The following is an 18859-nucleotide window of genomic DNA, read 5'->3' on the forward strand; positions in this document are numbered from 1 at the left end:
CGAATCCTATGCGGAGTGCTCGCCGCTCTGCTGTCATTCACCGCGGCGGCCACAACGCTCTCCCCGATCCAATTGCTGAATCCGGCCGGGTCGACGATCGGCCAGGCGATCCTTTCCACCGGACCAAGCACGCCGCCGGTGTGGGGTGGCGTCACGCTGTCGAGCGTCACCGGCACGCTTGCTGTCGCCAATGGCGGCACGGGCGCCACCACTGCGGCGAATGCGCGCACGAACCTTGGTGCTGCTGCGACATCCGGCAACCTATCCCAGTTCGCAGCTACCACCTCGGCACAGCTGGCCGGCATCTTGTCGGATGAGACTGGCACCGGCGCCGCAGTATTCGCGGCCTCGCCGACCTTCTCTGGCACAGCAGCCTTTGCTGGTATCACGGCAACGTCTGGCACCGTGAACGGCAATGTGTCGCTGAACTACACCTCAGCGGCAACACAGCGCTCGATCAACTGGACCAACAGCGGATCACCGCGGTGGTTTTTGCAGAACGATGGAGCCACCGAAAGTGGGTCGAACGCAGGCAGCAACCTGATACTGTCTCGCTTCAGCGATGCGGGCTCATTCATCAGTAACCCGGTCACAGTGAATCGAGCCAGCGGCCTGACCACCTTGACATCATTGACTGTTACCGGCGCGATCACGCCGTCCTCCACCGCCGGCATCGTCGGCACCACCACGAACGACAACGCGAACGCTGGCAGCGTGGGCGAGTACGCCACGAACTCGGCAACCAGCATCAGCATGACATCTGGCACCCCCGCCACCGTCACAAGTTTGTCGCTGACCGCTGGTGACTGGGACGTTTCCGGGGCAATCACGTACTCGCCGGCTGCAAGCACAACGGTTTCGTCTATCGCCACAGGCATCAGCACCGTTGCGGCAACGCTTCCGGCGAACAACACCGGCGCATACAACCTGCTGGTTCTCACCTTCGCGACCGGCTCTGCGCAGGTCCACGGCACCCAGGTAGTACGGGTCAGCGTTGCCAGCACCACCACCGTCTATTTGGTTGGGTCGGTGACATTCGGCGTCAGCACCCTGACAGCGAACGGATTCATCCGAGCGCGCCGTGTTCGATAAAACAAAAACGGGGTCATTAATGAAAAAAGAAGTCGTCACCGCCGCAGCCCAGACTTCTCCAGCAGTGCTGGGTGACGTTTGGCTGTGGATCACAAACCACGAGCTGGCCTGGTTCGTCTCGTTGCTGACGATCATCTACATCCTCTCGCAGTTGTTCTGGGGCTGGGCAAAGTACCTGCGGAGGCGCGACGAATGAACTACGACAAGCTGAAGGCGCAGCTCGCTGTGGATGAAGGGACTAGGCGCCGTCGATACAGGGATTCGCGCGGATTCTGGACCATCGGCCGGGGCCACAACATCGACGCCGATCCGCACTATCCATACACGCTCGCGGATGAACCTCTGAATGACGCGCAGATCGATGGCCTTGAGGATCGCGATATCGCCGCTGCCGTTGGCGCATTGGATCAGTACGCCAACTGGTGGCGGGCCATGGAGGAACCCAGGCAGCGCGTCATCTGCAACATGTGCTTCAACATGGGGTGGGGAAAGCTGGCGGGCTTCGTGAATACCCTGCAGGCCATGCACTTCGCCAACTACGCCGCGGCGGCGCAGGGGATGAGGACGAGTCTGTGGGCGTCGCAGGTAGGTGACCGGGCCGAGCGCCTGGCCAAGATTATGGAAACGGGAGAAGGATGATGGACTGGTCAAAAGTCAAAAGTGCCATCGGCACTATCGCACCGTGGCTCGCCGGAACGCTCGGCACACCTGTGGCTGGCGTAGCGGTCAAGGCCATCTGCGATCTGTTCGGGCTGACGGGCGACAACGCGACGCCCGAGAATGTCACTGCTGCACTCGCCGGAGCGACGCCGGATCAGCTCATCGCGCTGAAGCAGGCCGATCTGAAGCATCAGGAGTTGATGACTCAGATCGGCTATGACCATCTCGACAAGCTCGCGCAGATGGAAGTGGATGACCGAGACGGTGCCCGCAAGCGTGAGATTGCCGTCAAGGATCGCACGCCGGCCCACCTGGCCTACATGATCATCGGTGGATTCTTCGGCGTCGCCACGGCGCAGCTGGTGGCCCTCATGGGATGGCCGGATGTCGCCGCCAAGATCCCGCCGCAAGGCTGGGTGATCATCGGCAATATCAGCGGCTATCTGGCAGCAGAGGCCAAGGCAGCGGCGGCCTACTACTTCGGCACGACCCAGGACAGCGGTCGCAAGACTGAGCTTCTGGCGCAACAGGCTACGGGAGTGCAGCAATGAACGCGCTGGGCCGCTACCTCATGAATTGGCTGCGCTGGCTGGACGAAGGCCTCAATGTCCTGACCGGTGGCGACGCCAACGAGACGATGAGCAGCCGAGCAGGGAAGGGGATGAGGGAGGGCAAACGCTGGGCCTGTCTCCTTTGCCGATTCCTCGATCTTTTTCAGCGCGATCACTGCATCCGCTCGATCAATCCTGACGACGGAGCCAACGCGACCATCCCGGACTGAGCGGTATACTGGCGTGAAAGAAGCAACGAAAAACGCACAATGCACGCCAGTCCCAACAAACTCGAATCCATCCAGGCGCTGCGCGCGGTTGCCGCGCTCTACGTCTTCCTCTTCCACACCAAGGCACCGCTGCCGCTCTGGTCGCCGGAATCTGCGGCGGCATGGATGGACTTCGTGCGCCACGGCTTCATGGGCGTGGACCTGTTCTTCGTCATCAGCGGCTTCATCATGGCCTGGGTGTGCGTGCTCTCCGGGAAATCCAAGGACGGCCCGCTCGCCTTCAGCGCGAAGCGGTTCTTCCGGATCGCGCCGCCGTACTGGATTGCTACCGTCGTCGTTCTCTACGTGCTAGGGCAGAAGACCGTGCACGATGACCTGCAGACGAGCCTGCTTTTCATGCCGTTGGACTTTGAGCCGGCGCCGTTTTATGGCTATGCGGTGCATGGTCTTGGCTGGACGCTGAACTACGAAATGCTGTTCTATGCACTGTTCGCCGGCTCGCTGTTGTTCGGCCGGTTTGCCTTGATCGCAGTCGTACTGACGATCGGTGGCCTGGTGTTCGGCGTTCCTTACTGGATGGGTGCCGAACTCAGCGCGAACCCTGGTCGCGTGCTGGATCTGACTGAGCCGTACTACCGGATGGCAACCAACCCGATGATGCTGGAGTTTGTGCTCGGCATCGCCGCCGCAATTGCCTACTGGCTGCTGCGCGGTAGGACGCCAAAGGCTATCGCTGCCGCCATCCTGGCGGCCGGTGTCGGCCTGATGGTCTGGCGCATGGGTTGGTATGACGGTGGCCATTCTCCTGTTGACTTGGGCGTGCCCGCCGCAATCCTCGTGCTTGGCGCCGCGCTGGCAGAGAGTGCCGGAATTCTGGCGGTACCCAAGCGAGCGGTCTGGCTGGGCGAGATGTCCTTCGCGCTATACCTCGTCCACTCCATCGTGCTCCAGTGGCTGAACCAGCGAATGCCGGCAGCGTCCGGGACTGGTGCGATCTACGGAAAGCTGCTGTTCGACTTCGCCGCAGTGCTGGTCGCCTCACACTACTGGTATCGGTTCGTGGAGACTCCCTCGATGCGGGTAGGGACCGTGCTCGCCAAGGCCATCAACCGCGTCAAGGCTGCGTGCCTGGCTGTGGCGTCGAGATCCACTGCGCTCACGACCCGCTAAATCTCCCCATCCGCCAAGATTGCTGTCAGCCACCTAGGGAGATTCTCAGAATCTGCGGGAGCGGGGAGATTTTCTGTCAAGCGGGATCAGGCCGGAATTCGTTGGAAGATCCCGAAAATGACCACGACTGCATGCCGTTTGCGGCTGGTACCATATTCCAACGAACTCACGCAACGCGTTGATTCTTAACGATTTTGGTTGCGGATTGTGATTCCTGTCGTCGTGGGTTCGAGTCCCATCAGCCACCCCAAAGAATTGTCGTCAAAACAGCGCCTCCGGGCGCTGTTTTGCATTTCGGCAAAGCTTCTTGTGGACGAGGGATAGGCGCGCTTGCGTTGGATCAACTATCCCCGCAATCAGTCGTACGTCCAGATTCGCCAGGGCTACTATCAAGCCATCGGACAACAGCCTCTCTCGCTTGTCATGGCTAAGAAGTTTCCCCTGCATCCCGCACACCCGGAGCGCGTGTGCTGGGGGTGCGACAAATTCTGTTCGACCGATGCAATGGGCTGTGGCAATGGCTCAAGCCGCACACAGCACCCCGCCGAATTGCTCGGCGAAGATTGGTATCTACATGGCGACTGGGGCATCGAGCCTCAACTCGATGCCCCAGCAAAGACCGGGCTTGGATAACCAGTCGGTCGATTTGATCGCTTCAATCCCCTGAAGCCGGTCTGCACCGCCCAAATGCAGCTTGAGCGGCGCAAACGCTCATGAAAGTATCATGATGACGACCATCCCCCAGATTGTCAGCAGGGTGTTGCCCACAGCGTAGGTCACGGTATATCCAAGGCCTGGCACTTGGCTTTTTGCCGTCTCGCAGATCATGCCGAGCGCAGCAGTGGTTGTGCGCGCGCCGGCACAGACTCCAAGCACGAGTGCCGGATGAAAGCGGAAGACGTACTTGGCCAGGTACATGCCGATAATCAGCGGAACCGATGTGGCGAAAATACCCCAGAGGAAGAGGCTGACACCGAGTTTCTGCAGGCCGGCAATAAAGCCAGGGCCCGCGGAAATACCGACGACCGCGATGAACACATTGAGGCCAACCGAGTTCATGAACCAAAGAGTCGGTTCAGGTATGCGTCCGAAAGTCGGGTGAATGGCCCGGTACCAACCGAAGATAATACCCGCGATCAGCGCGCCACCTGCCGTGGAAAGCGTCAGGGGAATACCGGCGACGTTGATCACGATGGCGCCGATAAATGCGCCGACGGTAATCGCCAGCGACACGAATGCCACGTCGGTCACCGTCGTCGGGCGGTCGATATATCCGACATGCTTTGCCGTTGCATTGATGTCCTGCGTGCGGCCGACCACGGTGATGACGTCACCGCGGTAGAGCTTGGTTTTCGGCAGTACGGGGATGACTGTTTCCGTTGGTCCGCGCTTGATCTTCTTCAGGAAAATTCCACGCGCACCGGGCCACCGAGACATCTCCTGCAGCGTGTGGCCATCAACCTCCTTGTTGGTGATATAGATGTCCACACCCTCCGTCTGCACATTGAGCAGTTCTGAGTCTTCCACTTCCCGGCCGCTTGGTCCCAGTCTGGCAATCAGTTGATCGCGCTTTCCGCCTATTGCGACGATATCGCCAGGCTCCAGAACGGTATCGAGTTGTGCCTCGATAATCTTGCCGCCTCGGCGAATGCGTTCGATAAAGGCGCGTACGCCTTCGGCCGTGCTGGCCTCCAGTTCGGCTACGGACTTGCCGATGTATGGGCTGTGGGGGGCCAGCGCGTAGGCTCGCAGCTCAAACTCATGCCATTCGGTGCCTTCTCCGTCTGCTCCGGCTCCAAGTTGCTGCTCATAATCCTTGCAGGCAGCTACAAGGTCGATGCCAAGCAGTTTGGGGCCGATCTGCGCCAGGAGAATTGCCGAGCCGACTGTACCGAAGATATACGTGACCGCATAGGCGATCGGCATGCCGTCCAGAAGCTGTTTGGCCTCTTCCGGAGATCGGCCCAGGCGATTGATGGCATCAGTGGCGAGACCCATGGAAGCCGAGATTGTCTGCGAACCCGCAAACAATCCGGCTGCCGACCCGAGATCGTATCCGGCGACCATCGCCGCAATGATTGATGCGGCGAGACACAGCACCGCGACTATCGCAGCAAAAATGGCTTGGGGAATGCCATCCTTCGCAATGCCGCGAACGAACTGCGGGCCGACGCCATAGCCCACCGCAAACAGAAACATCAGGAAAAAGACGGATTTCACGTTCGCGGAGATCTTCACGCCGAGGATGCCGATGACGATCGCCACCAGCAGCGTCGATGTCACGGCGCCCAGGCTGAACCCCTTGTAGCTCTTCCCGCCTACCCAGTAGCCGATTCCCAGTGCGAGAAAAATCGCGATCTCGGGGTACGCCTTGAGGGTGGAGACAAACCAGGTCATAGCCTACTCCTGTATTTGTAGACTGATTAGTCAGAACTGCCTTGCCGCGACCGGGTTATTTCTTTTTCGGCTTCTGCGTCTTGCCGCCGGACTCCTGGTATCGCGCCAGATATTCGTCGCGCAGCTTGCGCACCGAGCGCCCGATCTTCACGTAGTCCTCTTCATTCAGATTGGCGAGCGAAACGCGACCAGAGGGGTGACGGGTGCCGAAGCCACCGCCAGGCAACAGGACCACGCCGGCTTCCTCAGCGAGTCTAAACAGGAGCTCATGCGGCTGAATCGATTCGAGCAACCATTTGACGAAATCGGCGCCGACTTCGCGGCTCATTTGTTCGACATCGAGCAGCGTGTAGTAGTCGACCACGTTCTCGTCGACGGGTTCCGGCGCAACGCCCATGCCGCGATAGAGCGCGGCCTTGCGGCTTCTGATCAGCCGCTTCATGGTTTGCTTGTAGTGGTCGGCGGAATCCATCAGCGAGAACAGGGAGAACAGCACCATCTGCACCTGCTGCGGCGTGGAAAGACCGGCGGTATGGTTCAGTGCCACCGTGCGGCTGTCGGCAACCACTCGGTCGATAAAGGGCAGCTTCTCCGGTTCGGTGGTGATGGAGGAATAGCGCTTGTTCAGATCCTTCTGAATATTCTTGGGTAGGTTCGCCAGTTGCTCGTCGAAGAGATTCGACTTGTGGGTGGCAATAACGCCGAGGCGCCAGCCAGTGGCACCGAAGTACTTGGAGTACGAATACACCAGGAGCGTGTTCTTGGGACACATCGCAAACAGCGAGACGAAATTGTCGGCGAAGGTACCGTACACATCGTCTGTCAGGAGAATCAGATCTGGGCGTTCTTCAACGATGCTGGCGATGTATTTCAGGCTTTCATCGCTCATTTTTACGGAAGGCGGATTGCTGGGGTTCACCAGGAAAAACGCCTTAACCTTGGGATCTCGCAGCTTGTCGAGTTCCTTCTTCGGGTACTGCCATCCACTTGCGGGGTCGGCATCGATCGAAACCTCGGTCAGGTGGTATTCGGCCAGTTCCGGAATTTCGATATACGGCGTGAAGATCGGCATTCCCAGTGCGATCGTGTCACCGGGATTGATCAGATGATTGACCTTCAACGAATTGAAGAGGTACGTCATCGCGGCGGTTCCGCCTTCCACGGCGTACAGGTCGAAATCGCCCAGGAACGGATGCGCGCCAATCATTTCCTTGCGGATGTACTGTTTGACGATCTTCTCGCTCAGTCGGAGCATCCGGTCGGGAACCGGATAGTTGCAGGCCAGGATCCCTTCGCACATTTCGTACAGGAAATCACCGCCATCCAGACCGAGCTGGTCGCGCACATACGATACGGCCCCGGTCAGGAACTTGACGCCGGGAACGTCCTTGTGCACGCGGGCATAAAGGTCGAACCGCTCCTCGATACCTGCGCGTCGCGGGAAACCGCCGACACCTTCTGGCAAATACGAAAATGACCTTTCCGATTCGATCATGGCGAACTGGCCGAGCTGCCAGAAACCATGTCGCGGGATGGTTGCCAGAAAATTCGGATTACCTCGCCCGGCGTTTAGCATCAGGCGATTCGATACGCTTCCTGCCAACTTGATGAGTTCGTCCTTGAGTTCGAAAGGCGACAGGCTGGCGAGCCCTGACGTATCGTGCTTGGCCATCGTGCATCTCCTGAAGGTGCTGTGCGGTATAGGGGCGTGGGAGGGACGAAAGGCTTCAACCTCTCGTCATCGTCGGATCGAATGGGGCAAAACCATGCTGGGTTGGCGCTTTCCGCCACGATCGACGTTCTCGGTTGTTACCCTAGCCGGAGAGCGAGAAATTTTCATTGGCCCAAAGAACTACGAATGGCTAGGAAAATGCGCGACGTCGCGAAATCGGGCAAGTAATCTGTAAAGATCAGGAATTGCAGATGCTGCGGAGGAGAAGGATGACGCTCAGATTTCACGAACTCTCTCCCGATGTGCGGGAGGCTCTGGAGTCCATTTGCGCCAGGCACGGATTCGTCCCCGAGGATTTCGAATTCGCGGTTGCGAACGCGCTCAATCCGGGGGAGGGGGCTGCTGCGGATATGGTGACTGTCGAACGCGTGGTCGGCGGTCAGTTGCAGAAATACAAAGGAGGCGCTGGCGGGGCTGCGACCTGGCTGGCTGCCTTTGAGGCAGACCTCGCGTCCGATTGGTTCGGCGCGCCGTTGGCCGATTAATGTCGAGTCAGATTGATGATGGTCGGGCCCCGATCAGCGTCGGGTCCCGGGGCCATCATCGCCCGTACATGCAGCAATGCGCTGCAGTGCATGGTGACAGAAGAGAGCGGGCTGCCTCAATCAAGAGTTTTCGAGGAGGGTTCAGCAAGCTCGAGCATTCGGCAGATGGCGGCCATATTGCCGACCATGGTGCGGCGATGGGTGCCCTGGTAGACGCGAACGCCCTTGATCTGGCGGAAGGGGACCGGCTTGACCGGACGGCGGGATGCGACGGTTTCGGATTGCAGCATGGCAACACCTCGTAATTTGCGTTCAGCAGAAGTCCGCACCCGTCGTCCGTAAAGGACGGGGCGGCGTTGGCAAAGCAAAAGCGGGTGACCGGGGCAGGTGGCCAGCTGCCTGGGTCCGGAGAGTCAGAAGCCTGAAGATCTGATCAGGCCAACTGCGATACCCTCCAGGGAGAACTCATCACGTCCTGCATGCAAGACGATGTTCTGGAAGTCGGGGTTCTCGGCGATCAACTCGATCGTATCGCCGCGTTTCTTCAAGCGTTTGACGGTGACGTCATCGCCCAGACGGGCGACGACAACCTTACCGTTCGCAGCTTCGCTGGCTTTCTTCACGGCAAGCAGGTCGCCATCCAGAATGCCGGCGTCGCGCATGCTCAGGCCGCGAACGCGAAGTAGATAGTCGGGGCGCTCGTCAAAGACAGAGGCATCGACTTGATACTGCCGGTCGATATGCTCGGCAGCCAGAATCGGGCTGCCAGCTGCGACACGACCGACTAATGGCAATGTCAGTTGCAGCACACCCGCCATCGGTAACGAGAACTGATCGGGTCGTTCAGAGTCGCTACGCGTCACCTTCAGGCGAATGCCTCGCGATGCGCCCGGCGTCAGCTCGATCACGCCCTTGCGCGCCAGAGCCCGCAGGTGTTCCTCGGCCGAATTGGGGGAGGAGAAGCCGAATTCGGCGGCGATCTCAGCACGAGTGGGCGGAAAGCCCGTGTTGCGGATCGTGTCGCGGATCAGGTCGAAAATCTGCTGCTGCCGGGGTGTCAGGGTCGCCATGGGTCGCAGGTCTTGTGCCGAAGCACTGTATGTTTAAACAGTATGCTGTGATTTTATACAGTATCGGGTGAAGTGCAAGCACATTTTGCGCAGCCGGCTCAACACGAGTAGTTCCGTGGGGTGAGGCCCACGGGTTTGCCACGGGTTCGGCCAGGCGTTCGCGCAGTTACAATCGGCCCGCCTTCAAGCTCCGTCAACCCCGTCCATGTCCGTACTCCTGCCTCGTATCGTTGTGCTCGCGACTGGCGGCACCATCGCCGGTTCGTCCGCTAATCCTGCCAGTAGCGCGCACTATCAGGCTGCGACAGTACCTGTATCGCAACTTGTGCAGGCAGTGCCCGCGCTGGCAGATGTGGCGCGGGTCGAAGCGGAGCAGGTGGCGCAGGTGGACAGCAAGGACATGATGTTCGATCTCTGGCGGTTGCTTGCCGCGCGAATCGGGTATTGGTCCGCGCAGGCCGATGTCGCCGGAATCGTGATCACACATGGCACTGACACGCTGGAAGAGACGGCGATGTTCCTGCATCTGACGCAGGCTTGCCCGTTGCCTGTCGTGATGACTGCGGCCATGCGCCCATCGACATCGCTTTCGGCTGACGGGCCGCTGAACCTGCTCGATGCGGTGCGCGTGGCGGCAAGCCCGGCGGCGGTTGGCAAGGGTGTGCTCGTGGTCCTGAATCAGCAGATTCATGCCGCGCGTGATGTCGTCAAGGCGCATACGTCGGCTGTCGATGCTTTCCATTCGCCAGTTGCCGGTCCGCTTGGCTTTGTGCAGGATACCTACGTCCATTTCTCGCGCACCCCGGGTCCTGGTCAGGCGCCGCGCTTGCCGGTGCCCGCTGTATGGCCGTTGGTGGAGATCGTCGCCAGCTATGCGCAGCCGGGGAGGGTAGCTATCGACGCGATGGTGGCCGCAGGCGTGCTAGGGTTCGTCGTGGCCGCGGCTGGCAACGGTTCCGTGCACGAAACGCTGACGGCCGCGCTGGTCGACGCCGCGGCATGTGGTATAGCGGTGGCGCGTAGTTCGCGTACCGGTGCTGGTCATGTGGCAATCCCCGCACCGCCGCGACCGACAGGTGGCGTATTCGTCTCGTCGGGTGACCTCAACCCCTACAAGGCGCGCGTGCTGCTGCTGCTGGCGTTGGCTGACGACCCTTCGCTGGGGCGCGATGCGGCCCGGCTTCAGGCGCTCTTCGAGCGGTACTGAGGCAGGCCGGGCGCCGAATTCTTGCGCGAAGGCCCCTTTCCGGGCTATACTCGCGGGCTACTCAACCTTGCCGCACCGGACGTGACGCCCGGGTGGCTCATCCCAAAAGGAGCGTCAATGCGTCATTACGAAATCGTATTTATCGTCCATCCGGACCAGAGTGAACAAGTGCCGGCGATGATCGAGCGTTACAAGCAGCTCGTCACGTCGCAAAACGGCCAGATTCACCGCGTGGAAGACTGGGGCCGTCGTCAAATGGCCTACATGATCCAGAAGCTGGCCAAGGCTCACTACGTTTGCCTGAACATCGAATGCGGCAAGGACACGCTGGCTGAACTCGAACACGCGTTCAAGTTCAACGACGCCGTGCTGCGTCACCTGATCGTTCAGACCAAGAAGGCCGAGACTGCTCCTTCGCCGATGATGAAGGAAGTGCAGCGCGAAGAAGCCCGCAAGGCCGCGCAAACGACCACGGAAGGCCAGCCCGCCTGAGAGCGGACTGCTATGTCGCGGTGAACCAGCTTCGGCTGATCGCCACGCTCGTCGAGCGAGAGGCGTTGCGCTATACGCCGGCCGGAGTGCCCGTCGTCAACTGCATTCTGCAGCATGCCGGCGAGGCGCTGGAGGCGGAAACGCCCCGGCAGGTGGAGTTCGCAATCGTGGCCATGGGCATTGGCGCCATTGGCCAGCAGCTTGAGCGGTTGCCGCTCGATACGCTGCTCGATTGCGAAGGCTTTCTGGCCCGCAAGCACCGCAACAGCAGGACACTGGTCTTTCACATCACTCGATGTAAAGCATTCGAAAAGGATTGAATCATGGCATTCGTCAAACGTGACAACAAGAACAAGAAGCGCTTTCAGCAACAGAACCCGCTGTTCAAGCGCAAGCGCTTCTGCCGTTTCACCGTGGCTGGCGTCGAACAGATCGACTACAAGGATCTGGACACGCTGAAGGACTTCATCGGCGACAACGGCAAGATCACGCCGGCTCGCCTGACCGGTACCAAGGCTCACTATCAGCGTCAGCTGGATACGGCCATCAAGCGCGCCCGCTTCCTGGCGCTGATGCCGTACACCGACCTGCACAAGAACTGATAGTCCCAGGACCGCAAGGAGAAATACACGATGCAAGTCATTCTGCTGGAAAAAGTCATCAACCTGGGTAGCCTGGGTGACATCGTTCGCGTGAAGGACGGTTACGCTCGTAACTTCCTGATCCCGACCAAGCGCGCACGCCGCGCAACGCAAAGCGCCATCGCCGAATTCGAAGTGAAGCGCGCCGAGCTGGAGAAGGCCGCCGCCGAAAAGCTGGCTGCCGCTCAAGCTGAAGGCGAGAAGCTGAACGGCCTGACCGTCCAGATCACCCAGAAGTCGGGTGTGGACGGCCGTCTGTTCGGTTCGGTGACCAACGCCGACATCGCTGAAGCCCTGGCTGGCCAAGGCTTCAAGCTGGAGAAGGCTCAGGTTCGCATGCCGTCCGGCCCGCTGAAGGTTGTTGGCGACCACCCGGTCAGCGTTGCTCTGCACACCGACGTGGTGGTGGATGTGACCGTGGCCGTTCTGGGCGAGCACGTCTAAGCCGTACCCCGCGAAGCAGTGCGCCAGCTCGGTTTGGCGTACGCGATGCACAAAAAGGCAGGAGCTGCGCTCCTGCCTTTTTTGTTTGCGCGGCCTTCAGCGCCGCTATAATTGCCCCCCATGAACGCGCCCGCCGCAGATCCCCAACTAGACAGTCTCAAGGTTCCACCGCATTCCATCGAGGCCGAGCAATCGGTACTTGGCGGGTTGCTGCTGGATAACGCCGCCTGGGACCGGATTGCCGACTTCATTTCCGAAGCCGATTTCTATCGTTTCGACCATCGGCTGATCTTTCAGAGCATTGCCCGCCTGATCTCGGCGACCAAGCCGGCCGACGTGATCACTGTCTTCGAGATGCTCCAGGGAGCCGGCAAGGCCGAGGAGGTCGGAGGGCTGGCTTACCTGAACTCGCTGGCGCAAAACACGCCGAGTGCGGCCAATATCCGTCGTTACGCGGAAATCGTGCGCGAACGTGCGGTGCTGCGCAAGCTCGTGACCGTCGCCGATGACATCGCGTCGGCGGCCTTCGCGCCCAAGGGGCGTGAGGTGCGCGAGCTGCTCGACGAAGCCGAGTCGAAAGTATTCGCCATTGCCGAAGAGGGCGCGCGTGGCCAGAAGGGCTTCCAGGAGATCCAGCCGCTGCTGACGCAGGTGGTCGAGCGGATCGACGAGCTTTACCACCGTGACTCCACCAGCGATGTGACCGGCGTACCCACCGGTTTCATCGACCTCGACCGCATGACCAGTGGTATGCAGGCGGGGGATCTGATCATCGTGGCGGGACGCCCCTCGATGGGTAAGACGGCATTCTCACTGAATATTGGCGAGCACGTGGCCGTCGAGCAGGGGCTGCCTGTAGCGGTCTTCTCGATGGAAATGGCGGGCGTCCAGTTGGCCATGCGTATGCTGGGCTCGGTGGGGCGCCTCGATCAGCATCGCCTGCGTACCGGTCGACTGCTCGACGAGGACTGGCCGCGCTTGACGCACTCGATTCAGCGCATGAACGACGCGCAGTTGTTCATCGATGAGACGCCGGCGCTGAATCCCATGGAGTTGCGTGCCCGTTCCCGCCGTCTGGCGCGGCAATGCGGGCAGCTTGGCCTGATCATCATCGATTACCTCCAGCTGATGTCGGGTTCGGGTAGCGGCGAGAACCGTGCCACCGAGATCTCGGAGATCTCGCGTTCGCTGAAGGGGTTGGCCAAGGAGCTCAACTGCCCGGTCATTGCCTTGTCGCAGCTGAACCGCAGTCTGGAACAGCGCCCGAACAAGCGCCCCGTGATGTCCGACTTGCGAGAGTCGGGCGCTATCGAACAGGATGCCGACGTGATTCTGTTCATCTATCGCGACGAAGTTTACAACCCGGATTCGCAAGACAAGGGCACGGCCGAGATCATCATCGGCAAGCAGCGTAACGGTCCAATCGGCACCGTTAGGCTCACGTTCCTGGGTCAATTTACGAAGTTTGACAACTTTAGCGGTGGCCCGGCGTTCTTTGACAACGACACCTGATTCGCCGTGATTACCCCGCAGGGCGGCGCATACCTGTAAAATATTGCGCTTTGATGACAGCCGCCCTCGCGCGGCTGTCATGCAATTTGCCCTGCATCCCATTTGCAAAACAACCAAGCGCGGCCCTGAGGCGCGCCACAAGGACATTTCATGTTCGGTCGATTCATGCCCACTGAGGGCAAGTTCTTCGAATATTTCAACCAGCACGCCGATTGCGCGGTGACTGCAGCCCATGAGCTGGAGGCGCTGGTCAACGACCTGCCCAACGCCGAAGCCCATGCCCGGCGCGTGCAGGCCACCGAAAAGAAGGCGGACCGCGTCACGCATGACACGATCGACCTGCTGCACAAGACGTTCATCACCCCGCTGGACCGCGACGAGATTCACAAGCTCATCACGACCATGGATGACATCCTGGACCTGATGGAGGATGTGGCCGAGACGATTTCGCTGTACGACGTGACGAGCCTGACCGACGAGGCCCGTCGTCTGGCGGCGATCTGCGTGCAGTGCTGCGATCAGGTGAAGATTGCCGTTGCGCTGCTCGAAGACATGGGCAACGCCAGTGCGATCCTGAAGACCACGCAGCAGATCGACCAGCTCGAATCCGAGGCCGATCGTGTGATGCGCTCGGCGATGTCGAAGCTGTTCCGCGAGGAAACCGACGTCAAGCGTCTGATCAAGCTGAAGGCGATCTACGAACAGCTCGAGTCCATTACCGACAAGTGCGAGGACGTGGCCAACATCATCGAAGGCATCGTCCTGGAAAACGCCTGAGGCGCGTACTCGCATGCATACTGTTCAAATGAGCTTGTGGGTGATCGGCCTGTTGGTCGCGCTTGCGCTGCTGTTCGACTTCATGAACGGCTTCCACGACGCGGCCAACTCGATCGCCACGGTGGTTTCCACGGGCGTGCTCAAGCCGCACCATGCCGTGGCCATGGCGGCCATGTGCAACGTGATCGCCATCTTTATTTTCCACCTCAAGGTGGCAGCCACAGTCGGTACCGGAACCATCGACGTCAATATCGTCGATCATTACGTGATTTTTGGTGCCTTAGTTGGGGCGATTGCCTGGAACGTGATTACCTGGCTGTATGGCATCCCTTCGTCGTCCTCGCATGCCCTGATCGGCGGGCTGGTGGGTGCCGCGGTGGCCAAGGCAGGCACGGGCGCGCTGGTCGGCAACGGCCTGCTCAAGACCGTCGCGTTTATCCTGATCTCGCCGCTGCTCGGCTTCATCCTGGGTTCGATCATGATGGTGATCGTCGGCTGGACGTTCTTCCGCACGCCGCCGTCGCGCGTGGATCGCTGGTTCCGTCGCCTGCAACTGGTGTCGGCGTCGCTCTACAGCCTGGGTCATGGCGGTAATGACGCGCAGAAGACCATCGGCATTATCTGGATGCTGTTGATTGCCAGCGGTCATGTCGCAGTGGGTGGCGCTGCACCGCCGATGTGGGTGATTGTGAGCTGCTACCTGGCCATCGGTATGGGCACGCTATTCGGCGGTTGGCGGATCGTGCGCACGATGGGTCAGAAGATCACCAAGCTGAAGCCGGTGGGTGGCTTCTGTGCGGAGACGGGCGGTGCGATCACGCTGTTCATTGCTTCCGCGCTGGGTGTGCCGGTGTCGACCACACATACGATCACCGGTGCGATCGTCGGCGTTGGCTCGGCTCAGAAGATGTCGGCCGTGCGCTGGGGCGTGGCGGGCAACATCGTGTGGGCCTGGGTCCTGACGATTCCGGCCTCGGCATTTATGTCCGCCATTGCCTGGTGGATCGGTAAGCAGATTCTGTAACGCTGGCAAGCGCGAGCGGAATCCCAGTGACAAGCCAGGCTTCGTGCCTGGCTTGTTCGTTTACCGGTTTGCGAATGCGGCAATCGGATCGTCGTCGTCCGGGGTGGGCGGGGTGAGTGGGGTGGCTGGGGCCGAAGGGACCGGGCTGGGAACCGGGGTCATATCGAGGCTGCCGGCGGCCACGACACGCCGTGCGCCGTTGTAGCGCGACGCCCAGTACGACTTGGTCATGTCTTCCAGCCGGACGGTGCCACCGGTGGCCGGGGCGTGGACAAAGCGATTCTGTCCGACGTAGATGCCGACATGAGAGTTGGCGCGCCCCGTCGTGTTGAAGAAGACAAGATCGCCCGAAGCGACATCGCGCCGATCGAGTGACGTGCCACGTTGTCCCATCTGCTCGGTGGTGCGCGGCAGGTTGACGCTGGCGGCGCGCTGGACCACGTAACGGACCAGGCCGCTGCAATCGAATCCGGAGTCAGGCGTGTTTCCGCCGTAGCGGTATGGCGTGCCAACGAGGGACATTGCCTGAATCGAGATTTCCTCGAGTCCGGCGCTGGGATCGACGATTGGCTTGCCCGGTGTGCGGGGCAGCGACGCGCCCTGACGTACAGGCGGCCCGCCGGCGCAGGCGGCGAGCAGTAGTGCTGCCGCGCACAGTGCGGAGAGTGAAAGCCGGCGAGAGGGTGAGTGAAACGGGCGCTGCGGCATCCTTCTTCTGATTCGGTTGCCGGGTCATGCGTCCATTCCCACGGTTGCCTACCAGCGCAATTGCGCGTTACGCGTGCCGGTGGTGATCTTGATGGACTTTGTCTGACCCTTGTAACTGGCCTCGATATTGTAGCTGCCTTCGGGCGCACGTATGAGGCAGCGAGGGCCGCCGGCCTTGAAATTGGCCACGGGCTGGCCTTCCAGTGTCATCTTTACGTCAACGTCGGACAGGTATTCGCCATCACCCTGGGTGAACAGGACACCTATGTTGAAGTTCTTTTCCTGAGCCGCCAGTTTCGCGCGTTCATCCGCGGCAATGCCGCCACAGACGTAGCTGACAGGGCCCATGGTGCGAATCACCATCTCGTCGGCAGCAAATGCGGGGCACAGTGCGGCCCCAATCGTCACGGCCATACCCACCAGTGTTGCCGCGATGACGCGCCTGCGCCGCGTTACGCGGGCAGTTCGCGAGAACAGCGTTCTGCTGTTCGAGAGATACCGATTGAACGCTTCCTGCTTGTCCATCGACGCCTCCGTGTTGACATGTGCACCCGGAAATCATAACCGGGCCATGTGGTCCTTGCTGTCAGCAGGACACCGACGCCGTTCGCGTTGCCACGCCCGGCAGCGTGCCGCCCGCGGTCTGGATGGCCAGAGCCGCGGGCTTGGCGTTGCAAGCTCCGATCCTACAGTACGTCAGCGGCGTGGTCGGCCAGGCGCGAGCGTTCCCCGCGCGCCAGCGTTACATGACCGCTGTGGCTCCAGCCCTTGAATCGGTCCACCACGTACGTCAGGCCGGACGAACCTTCGGTCAGGTAAGGCGTGTCGATCTGCGCGATGTTGCCCAGACAGACGATCTTCGTGCCAGGGCCCGCCCGCGTGACCAGTGTTTTCATCTGCTTCGGCGTCAGGTTCTGCGCCTCGTCGATGATCACGAACTTGTTCACGAAGGTGCGGCCGCGCATGAAGTTCATGCTCTTGACCTTGATGCGCGAACGGATCAACTCCTGCGTGGCGGCGCGGCCCCACTCGCCCGCGCTGTCGTCGCTCTTCTGCAGTACCTCGAGGTTGTCGTCGAACGCGCCCATCCAGGGCTGCATCTTCTCTTCCTCGGTGCCGGGCAGGAATCCGATATCCTCGCCCACGGGCACGGTGGCGCGCGTGACGATGATCTCGTTGTAGAGTTTCTGGTCCAGCACCTGTTCGAGGCCGGCTGCAAGCGCCAACAGCGTCTTGCCGGTGCCGGCCTGGCCGAGCAGCGTGACGAAGTCCACGTCCGCGCTCATCAGCAGGTTCAGCGCGAAGTTCTGCTCGCGATTGCGGGCCACCACGCTCCACACATTGTTCTTGTTGTGGGTGTAGTCCTTCAGCGTCTGCAGCAGGGCGGTCTTGCCGTTGATCTCCTTGACCTGCGCGTAGAGCGGCAGGCTGCCGTCCATCGGCTCCAGGTAGACGAACTGGTTGACCAGGAACGACGGCACCAGCGGCCCGGTCAGGCGATAGAACATCGTGCCCGACTTCGGGTCCTGCCAGCTTTCCACGCCCTTGCCGTGCTTGGCCCAGAAATCGTTGGGCAACTGAAGCACGCCCGAGTAGAGCAGGTCCTTGTCTTCTAGGACCTGGTCGTTGAAGTAGTCCTCGGCGGGCAGGCCCAGGGCGCGCGCCTTGATGCGCATGTTGATGTCTTTCGACACCAGCACGACCTGGCGGTCCGGGTACTGCTGCTGCAGGGCGCTCACCACCGCAAGGATCTGGTTGTCCGCCTTGCCTTGCGGCAGGCCTTCTGGCAGCTTGATGTCGTTCAGGCGCGTCTGGAAGAACAGCTTGCCCTGGGCGTCACGATTGCCGAGCCTGGCCAGCGGCAGCCCTTCGTCGAGCACACCGTCGGTGCCTCCCACGAGCTGGTCCAGCGTACGGCTGACCGTGCGCGCGTTACGCGCGACTTCGCTCATGCCTTTCTTGTGGTTGTCCAGTTCCTCGAGCGTCATCATCGGCAGATAGATGTCATGCTCTTCGAAGCGGAACAGCGACGACGGATCGTGCATCAGCACGTTGGTGTCGAGGACGAACAGCTTGCTCGGGCCGGTGGCCTTGCGCGCGCGGCGCGTGGGACTGGCGGCGGGCTGGACCAGGCTGACGGCTGGCGTCGCGGCCGGAGCCTTGGTAGATGCCGGGGTATCGGTGGTCTTGGCCCGGGTGGTGCTGCCAGCGCGCGCGGTGGCAGGCGCATTGGTGTCGCCGGTCTCGAGCAATGCCACACGCTCGAGGGCCGGCACAGGTTTCTTACCCTGCGCGACTTTGGCCTTGGGCAGTGTGACCGGGGCGAACTCGCTCGGGTCCAGCAGTTGGGCAGGCTTGGCGGGCATGGTAGGCAGCGGCATGCTTGGCTTTCCTTTCAGGGGAACAGACGGGGGCGGAATGGCTGGCGCGTCAACGCCAACGAACGGCAGAAAACCGGAAAACCGTAGAGTGAGGTTGAGGGCGTGGACAAACAAAAAAGCCGCCAGACCTGGTGGACAGGGATGGCGGCTTGCTTGCGGACCCGCGACGCGGCAGGTCCGCTACCAGCCCGGGGACTGAGCCTGCTGGGCTGGACCGATACGGCAGCGTGGCAACTGGGATCTGAACGCATTACGACCCAATCTACCCGAACGATTCCGGTTTGGC

General features: G+C 60.9%; 23 protein-coding genes. 16 read left to right on the forward strand and 7 right to left on the reverse strand.

Annotated features, from left to right (window positions below; translation table 11 throughout):
• Positions 1-15: 15 nt before the first annotated feature.
• The 7 genes from B2246_RS08255 (at position 16) to B2246_RS08285 (ending at position 4336) form a co-directional block, all read left to right on the forward strand.
• A complete protein-coding gene (locus B2246_RS08255) occupies positions 16-1092 on the forward strand; it encodes a hypothetical protein (RefSeq protein WP_286962736.1) in 1077 nt (358 codons plus the stop codon).
• Positions 1082-1288: a hypothetical protein gene (locus tag B2246_RS08260; RefSeq protein ID WP_286882080.1), complete on the forward strand. Its 207-nt coding sequence runs from the start codon at positions 1082-1084 to the stop codon at positions 1286-1288. Before B2246_RS08255 ends, B2246_RS08260 begins: the two co-directional genes overlap by 11 nt.
• Positions 1285-1731: a glycoside hydrolase family protein gene (locus tag B2246_RS08265; protein WP_286882078.1), complete on the forward strand. Its 447-nt coding sequence runs from the start codon at positions 1285-1287 to the stop codon at positions 1729-1731. Before B2246_RS08260 ends, B2246_RS08265 begins: the two co-directional genes overlap by 4 nt.
• A complete protein-coding gene (locus B2246_RS08270) occupies positions 1728-2303 on the forward strand; it encodes a hypothetical protein (protein ID WP_286882077.1) in 576 nt (191 codons plus the stop codon). Before B2246_RS08265 ends, B2246_RS08270 begins: the two co-directional genes overlap by 4 nt.
• Positions 2300-2533 (forward strand): hypothetical protein, encoded by a 234-nt coding sequence (locus B2246_RS08275; RefSeq protein ID WP_286882075.1) that lies wholly within the window; start codon positions 2300-2302, stop codon positions 2531-2533. Before B2246_RS08270 ends, B2246_RS08275 begins: the two co-directional genes overlap by 4 nt.
• Positions 2534-2572: 39 nt before the next feature.
• Positions 2573-3703 (forward strand): acyltransferase family protein, encoded by a 1131-nt coding sequence (locus B2246_RS08280; RefSeq protein WP_286882073.1) that lies wholly within the window; start codon positions 2573-2575, stop codon positions 3701-3703.
• A gap of 423 nt (positions 3704-4126) precedes the next feature.
• Complete coding sequence (locus tag B2246_RS08285) at positions 4127-4336, forward strand: DUF3079 domain-containing protein (protein WP_008650658.1); 210 nt, start codon at positions 4127-4129, stop codon at positions 4334-4336.
• 78 nt (positions 4337-4414) lie between these two features.
• On the opposite strand, the gene aspT is transcribed toward B2246_RS08285, so the two are convergent.
• Both aspT and B2246_RS08295 read right to left on the reverse strand, forming a co-directional pair.
• Complete coding sequence (aspT, locus tag B2246_RS08290; RefSeq protein ID WP_008650662.1) at positions 4415-6100, reverse strand: aspartate-alanine antiporter; 1686 nt, start codon at positions 6098-6100, stop codon at positions 4415-4417.
• Between the two features lie 55 nt (positions 6101-6155).
• Positions 6156-7772: a bifunctional aspartate transaminase/aspartate 4-decarboxylase gene (locus B2246_RS08295; RefSeq protein WP_008650666.1), complete on the reverse strand. Its 1617-nt coding sequence runs from the start codon at positions 7770-7772 to the stop codon at positions 6156-6158.
• Positions 7773-8041: 269 nt separating this feature from the next.
• Between B2246_RS08295 and B2246_RS08300 the strand changes: the two genes are divergently transcribed.
• Complete coding sequence (locus B2246_RS08300) at positions 8042-8317, forward strand: hypothetical protein (protein ID WP_035882643.1); 276 nt, start codon at positions 8042-8044, stop codon at positions 8315-8317.
• A gap of 116 nt (positions 8318-8433) precedes the next feature.
• Here the strand turns inward: B2246_RS08300 and B2246_RS08305 are convergent, their stop codons facing one another.
• Together B2246_RS08305 and lexA are read right to left on the reverse strand one after the other, a co-directional pair.
• Positions 8434-8607, reverse strand: coding sequence for a hypothetical protein (locus B2246_RS08305; RefSeq protein ID WP_008650669.1), 174 nt, complete (start codon positions 8605-8607; stop codon positions 8434-8436).
• Between the two features lie 123 nt (positions 8608-8730).
• Positions 8731-9387, reverse strand: coding sequence for a transcriptional repressor LexA (lexA, locus tag B2246_RS08310; RefSeq protein ID WP_008650670.1), 657 nt, complete (start codon positions 9385-9387; stop codon positions 8731-8733).
• Positions 9388-9592: 205 nt separating this feature from the next.
• On the opposite strand from lexA, the gene B2246_RS08315 reads away from it, so the two are divergent.
• The 8 genes from B2246_RS08315 (at position 9593) to B2246_RS08350 (ending at position 15484) form a co-directional block, all read left to right on the forward strand.
• A complete protein-coding gene (locus B2246_RS08315) occupies positions 9593-10594 on the forward strand; it encodes an asparaginase (protein ID WP_035882575.1) in 1002 nt (333 codons plus the stop codon).
• A 117-nt stretch (positions 10595-10711) separates the two neighbouring features.
• Complete coding sequence (rpsF, locus tag B2246_RS08320; RefSeq protein WP_008650672.1) at positions 10712-11086, forward strand: 30S ribosomal protein S6; 375 nt, start codon at positions 10712-10714, stop codon at positions 11084-11086.
• A gap of 20 nt (positions 11087-11106) precedes the next feature.
• Positions 11107-11406, forward strand: a complete 300-nt coding sequence (gene priB, locus B2246_RS08325; protein WP_008650673.1) for a primosomal replication protein N — start codon at positions 11107-11109, stop codon at positions 11404-11406.
• A gap of 3 nt (positions 11407-11409) precedes the next feature.
• A complete protein-coding gene (gene rpsR / locus B2246_RS08330) occupies positions 11410-11688 on the forward strand; it encodes a 30S ribosomal protein S18 (RefSeq protein WP_006163606.1) in 279 nt (92 codons plus the stop codon).
• Between the two features lie 30 nt (positions 11689-11718).
• Positions 11719-12171: a 50S ribosomal protein L9 gene (rplI, locus tag B2246_RS08335; protein WP_008650674.1), complete on the forward strand. Its 453-nt coding sequence runs from the start codon at positions 11719-11721 to the stop codon at positions 12169-12171.
• A 120-nt stretch (positions 12172-12291) separates the two neighbouring features.
• Complete coding sequence (locus B2246_RS08340) at positions 12292-13683, forward strand: replicative DNA helicase (RefSeq protein WP_008650675.1); 1392 nt, start codon at positions 12292-12294, stop codon at positions 13681-13683.
• A gap of 150 nt (positions 13684-13833) precedes the next feature.
• Positions 13834-14460: a DUF47 domain-containing protein gene (locus B2246_RS08345; protein ID WP_008650676.1), complete on the forward strand. Its 627-nt coding sequence runs from the start codon at positions 13834-13836 to the stop codon at positions 14458-14460.
• Positions 14461-14473: 13 nt separating this feature from the next.
• Positions 14474-15484, forward strand: coding sequence for an inorganic phosphate transporter (locus B2246_RS08350; RefSeq protein ID WP_008650677.1), 1011 nt, complete (start codon positions 14474-14476; stop codon positions 15482-15484).
• Positions 15485-15544: 60 nt separating this feature from the next.
• Here the strand turns inward: B2246_RS08350 and B2246_RS08355 are convergent, their stop codons facing one another.
• From B2246_RS08355 to B2246_RS08365, 3 genes are all read right to left on the reverse strand, one after another.
• Positions 15545-16192 (reverse strand): C40 family peptidase, encoded by a 648-nt coding sequence (locus B2246_RS08355; RefSeq protein ID WP_035882576.1) that lies wholly within the window; start codon positions 16190-16192, stop codon positions 15545-15547.
• 48 nt (positions 16193-16240) lie between these two features.
• On the reverse strand, positions 16241-16717 hold the full coding sequence (locus B2246_RS08360) for a hypothetical protein (protein WP_008650679.1): 477 nt from the start codon (positions 16715-16717) through the stop codon (positions 16241-16243).
• Positions 16718-16878: 161 nt separating this feature from the next.
• Positions 16879-18573: a PhoH family protein gene (locus tag B2246_RS08365; protein ID WP_035882577.1), complete on the reverse strand. Its 1695-nt coding sequence runs from the start codon at positions 18571-18573 to the stop codon at positions 16879-16881.
• Between the last annotated feature and the right edge of the window lie 286 nt (positions 18574-18859).

Source organism: Cupriavidus sp. UBA2010 (assembly GCF_002335265.1).
GTDB classification, from domain to species: Bacteria; Pseudomonadota; Gammaproteobacteria; order Burkholderiales; family Burkholderiaceae; genus Cupriavidus; species Cupriavidus metallidurans.

Coding starts and splice junctions, on each gene's coding strand:
- B2246_RS08265 (WP_286882078.1), top strand. CDS start 1,285: ATGAACTACGACAAGCTGAAGGCGCAGCTCGCTGTGGATGAAGGGACT.
- B2246_RS08270 (WP_286882077.1), top strand. CDS start 1,728: ATGATGGACTGGTCAAAAGTCAAAAGTGCCATCGGCACTATCGCACCG.
- B2246_RS08275 (WP_286882075.1), top strand. CDS start 2,300: ATGAACGCGCTGGGCCGCTACCTCATGAATTGGCTGCGCTGGCTGGAC.
- B2246_RS08280 (WP_286882073.1), top strand. CDS start 2,573: ATGCACGCCAGTCCCAACAAACTCGAATCCATCCAGGCGCTGCGCGCG.
- B2246_RS08285 (WP_008650658.1), top strand. CDS start 4,127: ATGGCTAAGAAGTTTCCCCTGCATCCCGCACACCCGGAGCGCGTGTGC.
- aspT (WP_008650662.1), bottom strand. CDS start 6,100: ATGACCTGGTTTGTCTCCACCCTCAAGGCGTACCCCGAGATCGCGATT.
- B2246_RS08295 (WP_008650666.1), bottom strand. CDS start 7,772: ATGGCCAAGCACGATACGTCAGGGCTCGCCAGCCTGTCGCCTTTCGAA.
- B2246_RS08300 (WP_035882643.1), top strand. CDS start 8,042: ATGACGCTCAGATTTCACGAACTCTCTCCCGATGTGCGGGAGGCTCTG.
- B2246_RS08305 (WP_008650669.1), bottom strand. CDS start 8,607: ATGCTGCAATCCGAAACCGTCGCATCCCGCCGTCCGGTCAAGCCGGTC.
- lexA (WP_008650670.1), bottom strand. CDS start 9,387: ATGGCGACCCTGACACCCCGGCAGCAGCAGATTTTCGACCTGATCCGC.
- B2246_RS08315 (WP_035882575.1), top strand. CDS start 9,593: ATGTCCGTACTCCTGCCTCGTATCGTTGTGCTCGCGACTGGCGGCACC.
- rpsF (WP_008650672.1), top strand. CDS start 10,712: ATGCGTCATTACGAAATCGTATTTATCGTCCATCCGGACCAGAGTGAA.
- rpsR (WP_006163606.1), top strand. CDS start 11,410: ATGGCATTCGTCAAACGTGACAACAAGAACAAGAAGCGCTTTCAGCAA.
- rplI (WP_008650674.1), top strand. CDS start 11,719: ATGCAAGTCATTCTGCTGGAAAAAGTCATCAACCTGGGTAGCCTGGGT.
- B2246_RS08340 (WP_008650675.1), top strand. CDS start 12,292: ATGAACGCGCCCGCCGCAGATCCCCAACTAGACAGTCTCAAGGTTCCA.
- B2246_RS08345 (WP_008650676.1), top strand. CDS start 13,834: ATGTTCGGTCGATTCATGCCCACTGAGGGCAAGTTCTTCGAATATTTC.
- B2246_RS08350 (WP_008650677.1), top strand. CDS start 14,474: ATGCATACTGTTCAAATGAGCTTGTGGGTGATCGGCCTGTTGGTCGCG.
- B2246_RS08355 (WP_035882576.1), bottom strand. CDS start 16,192: ATGCCGCAGCGCCCGTTTCACTCACCCTCTCGCCGGCTTTCACTCTCC.
- B2246_RS08360 (WP_008650679.1), bottom strand. CDS start 16,717: ATGGACAAGCAGGAAGCGTTCAATCGGTATCTCTCGAACAGCAGAACG.
- B2246_RS08365 (WP_035882577.1), bottom strand. CDS start 18,573: ATGCCGCTGCCTACCATGCCCGCCAAGCCTGCCCAACTGCTGGACCCG.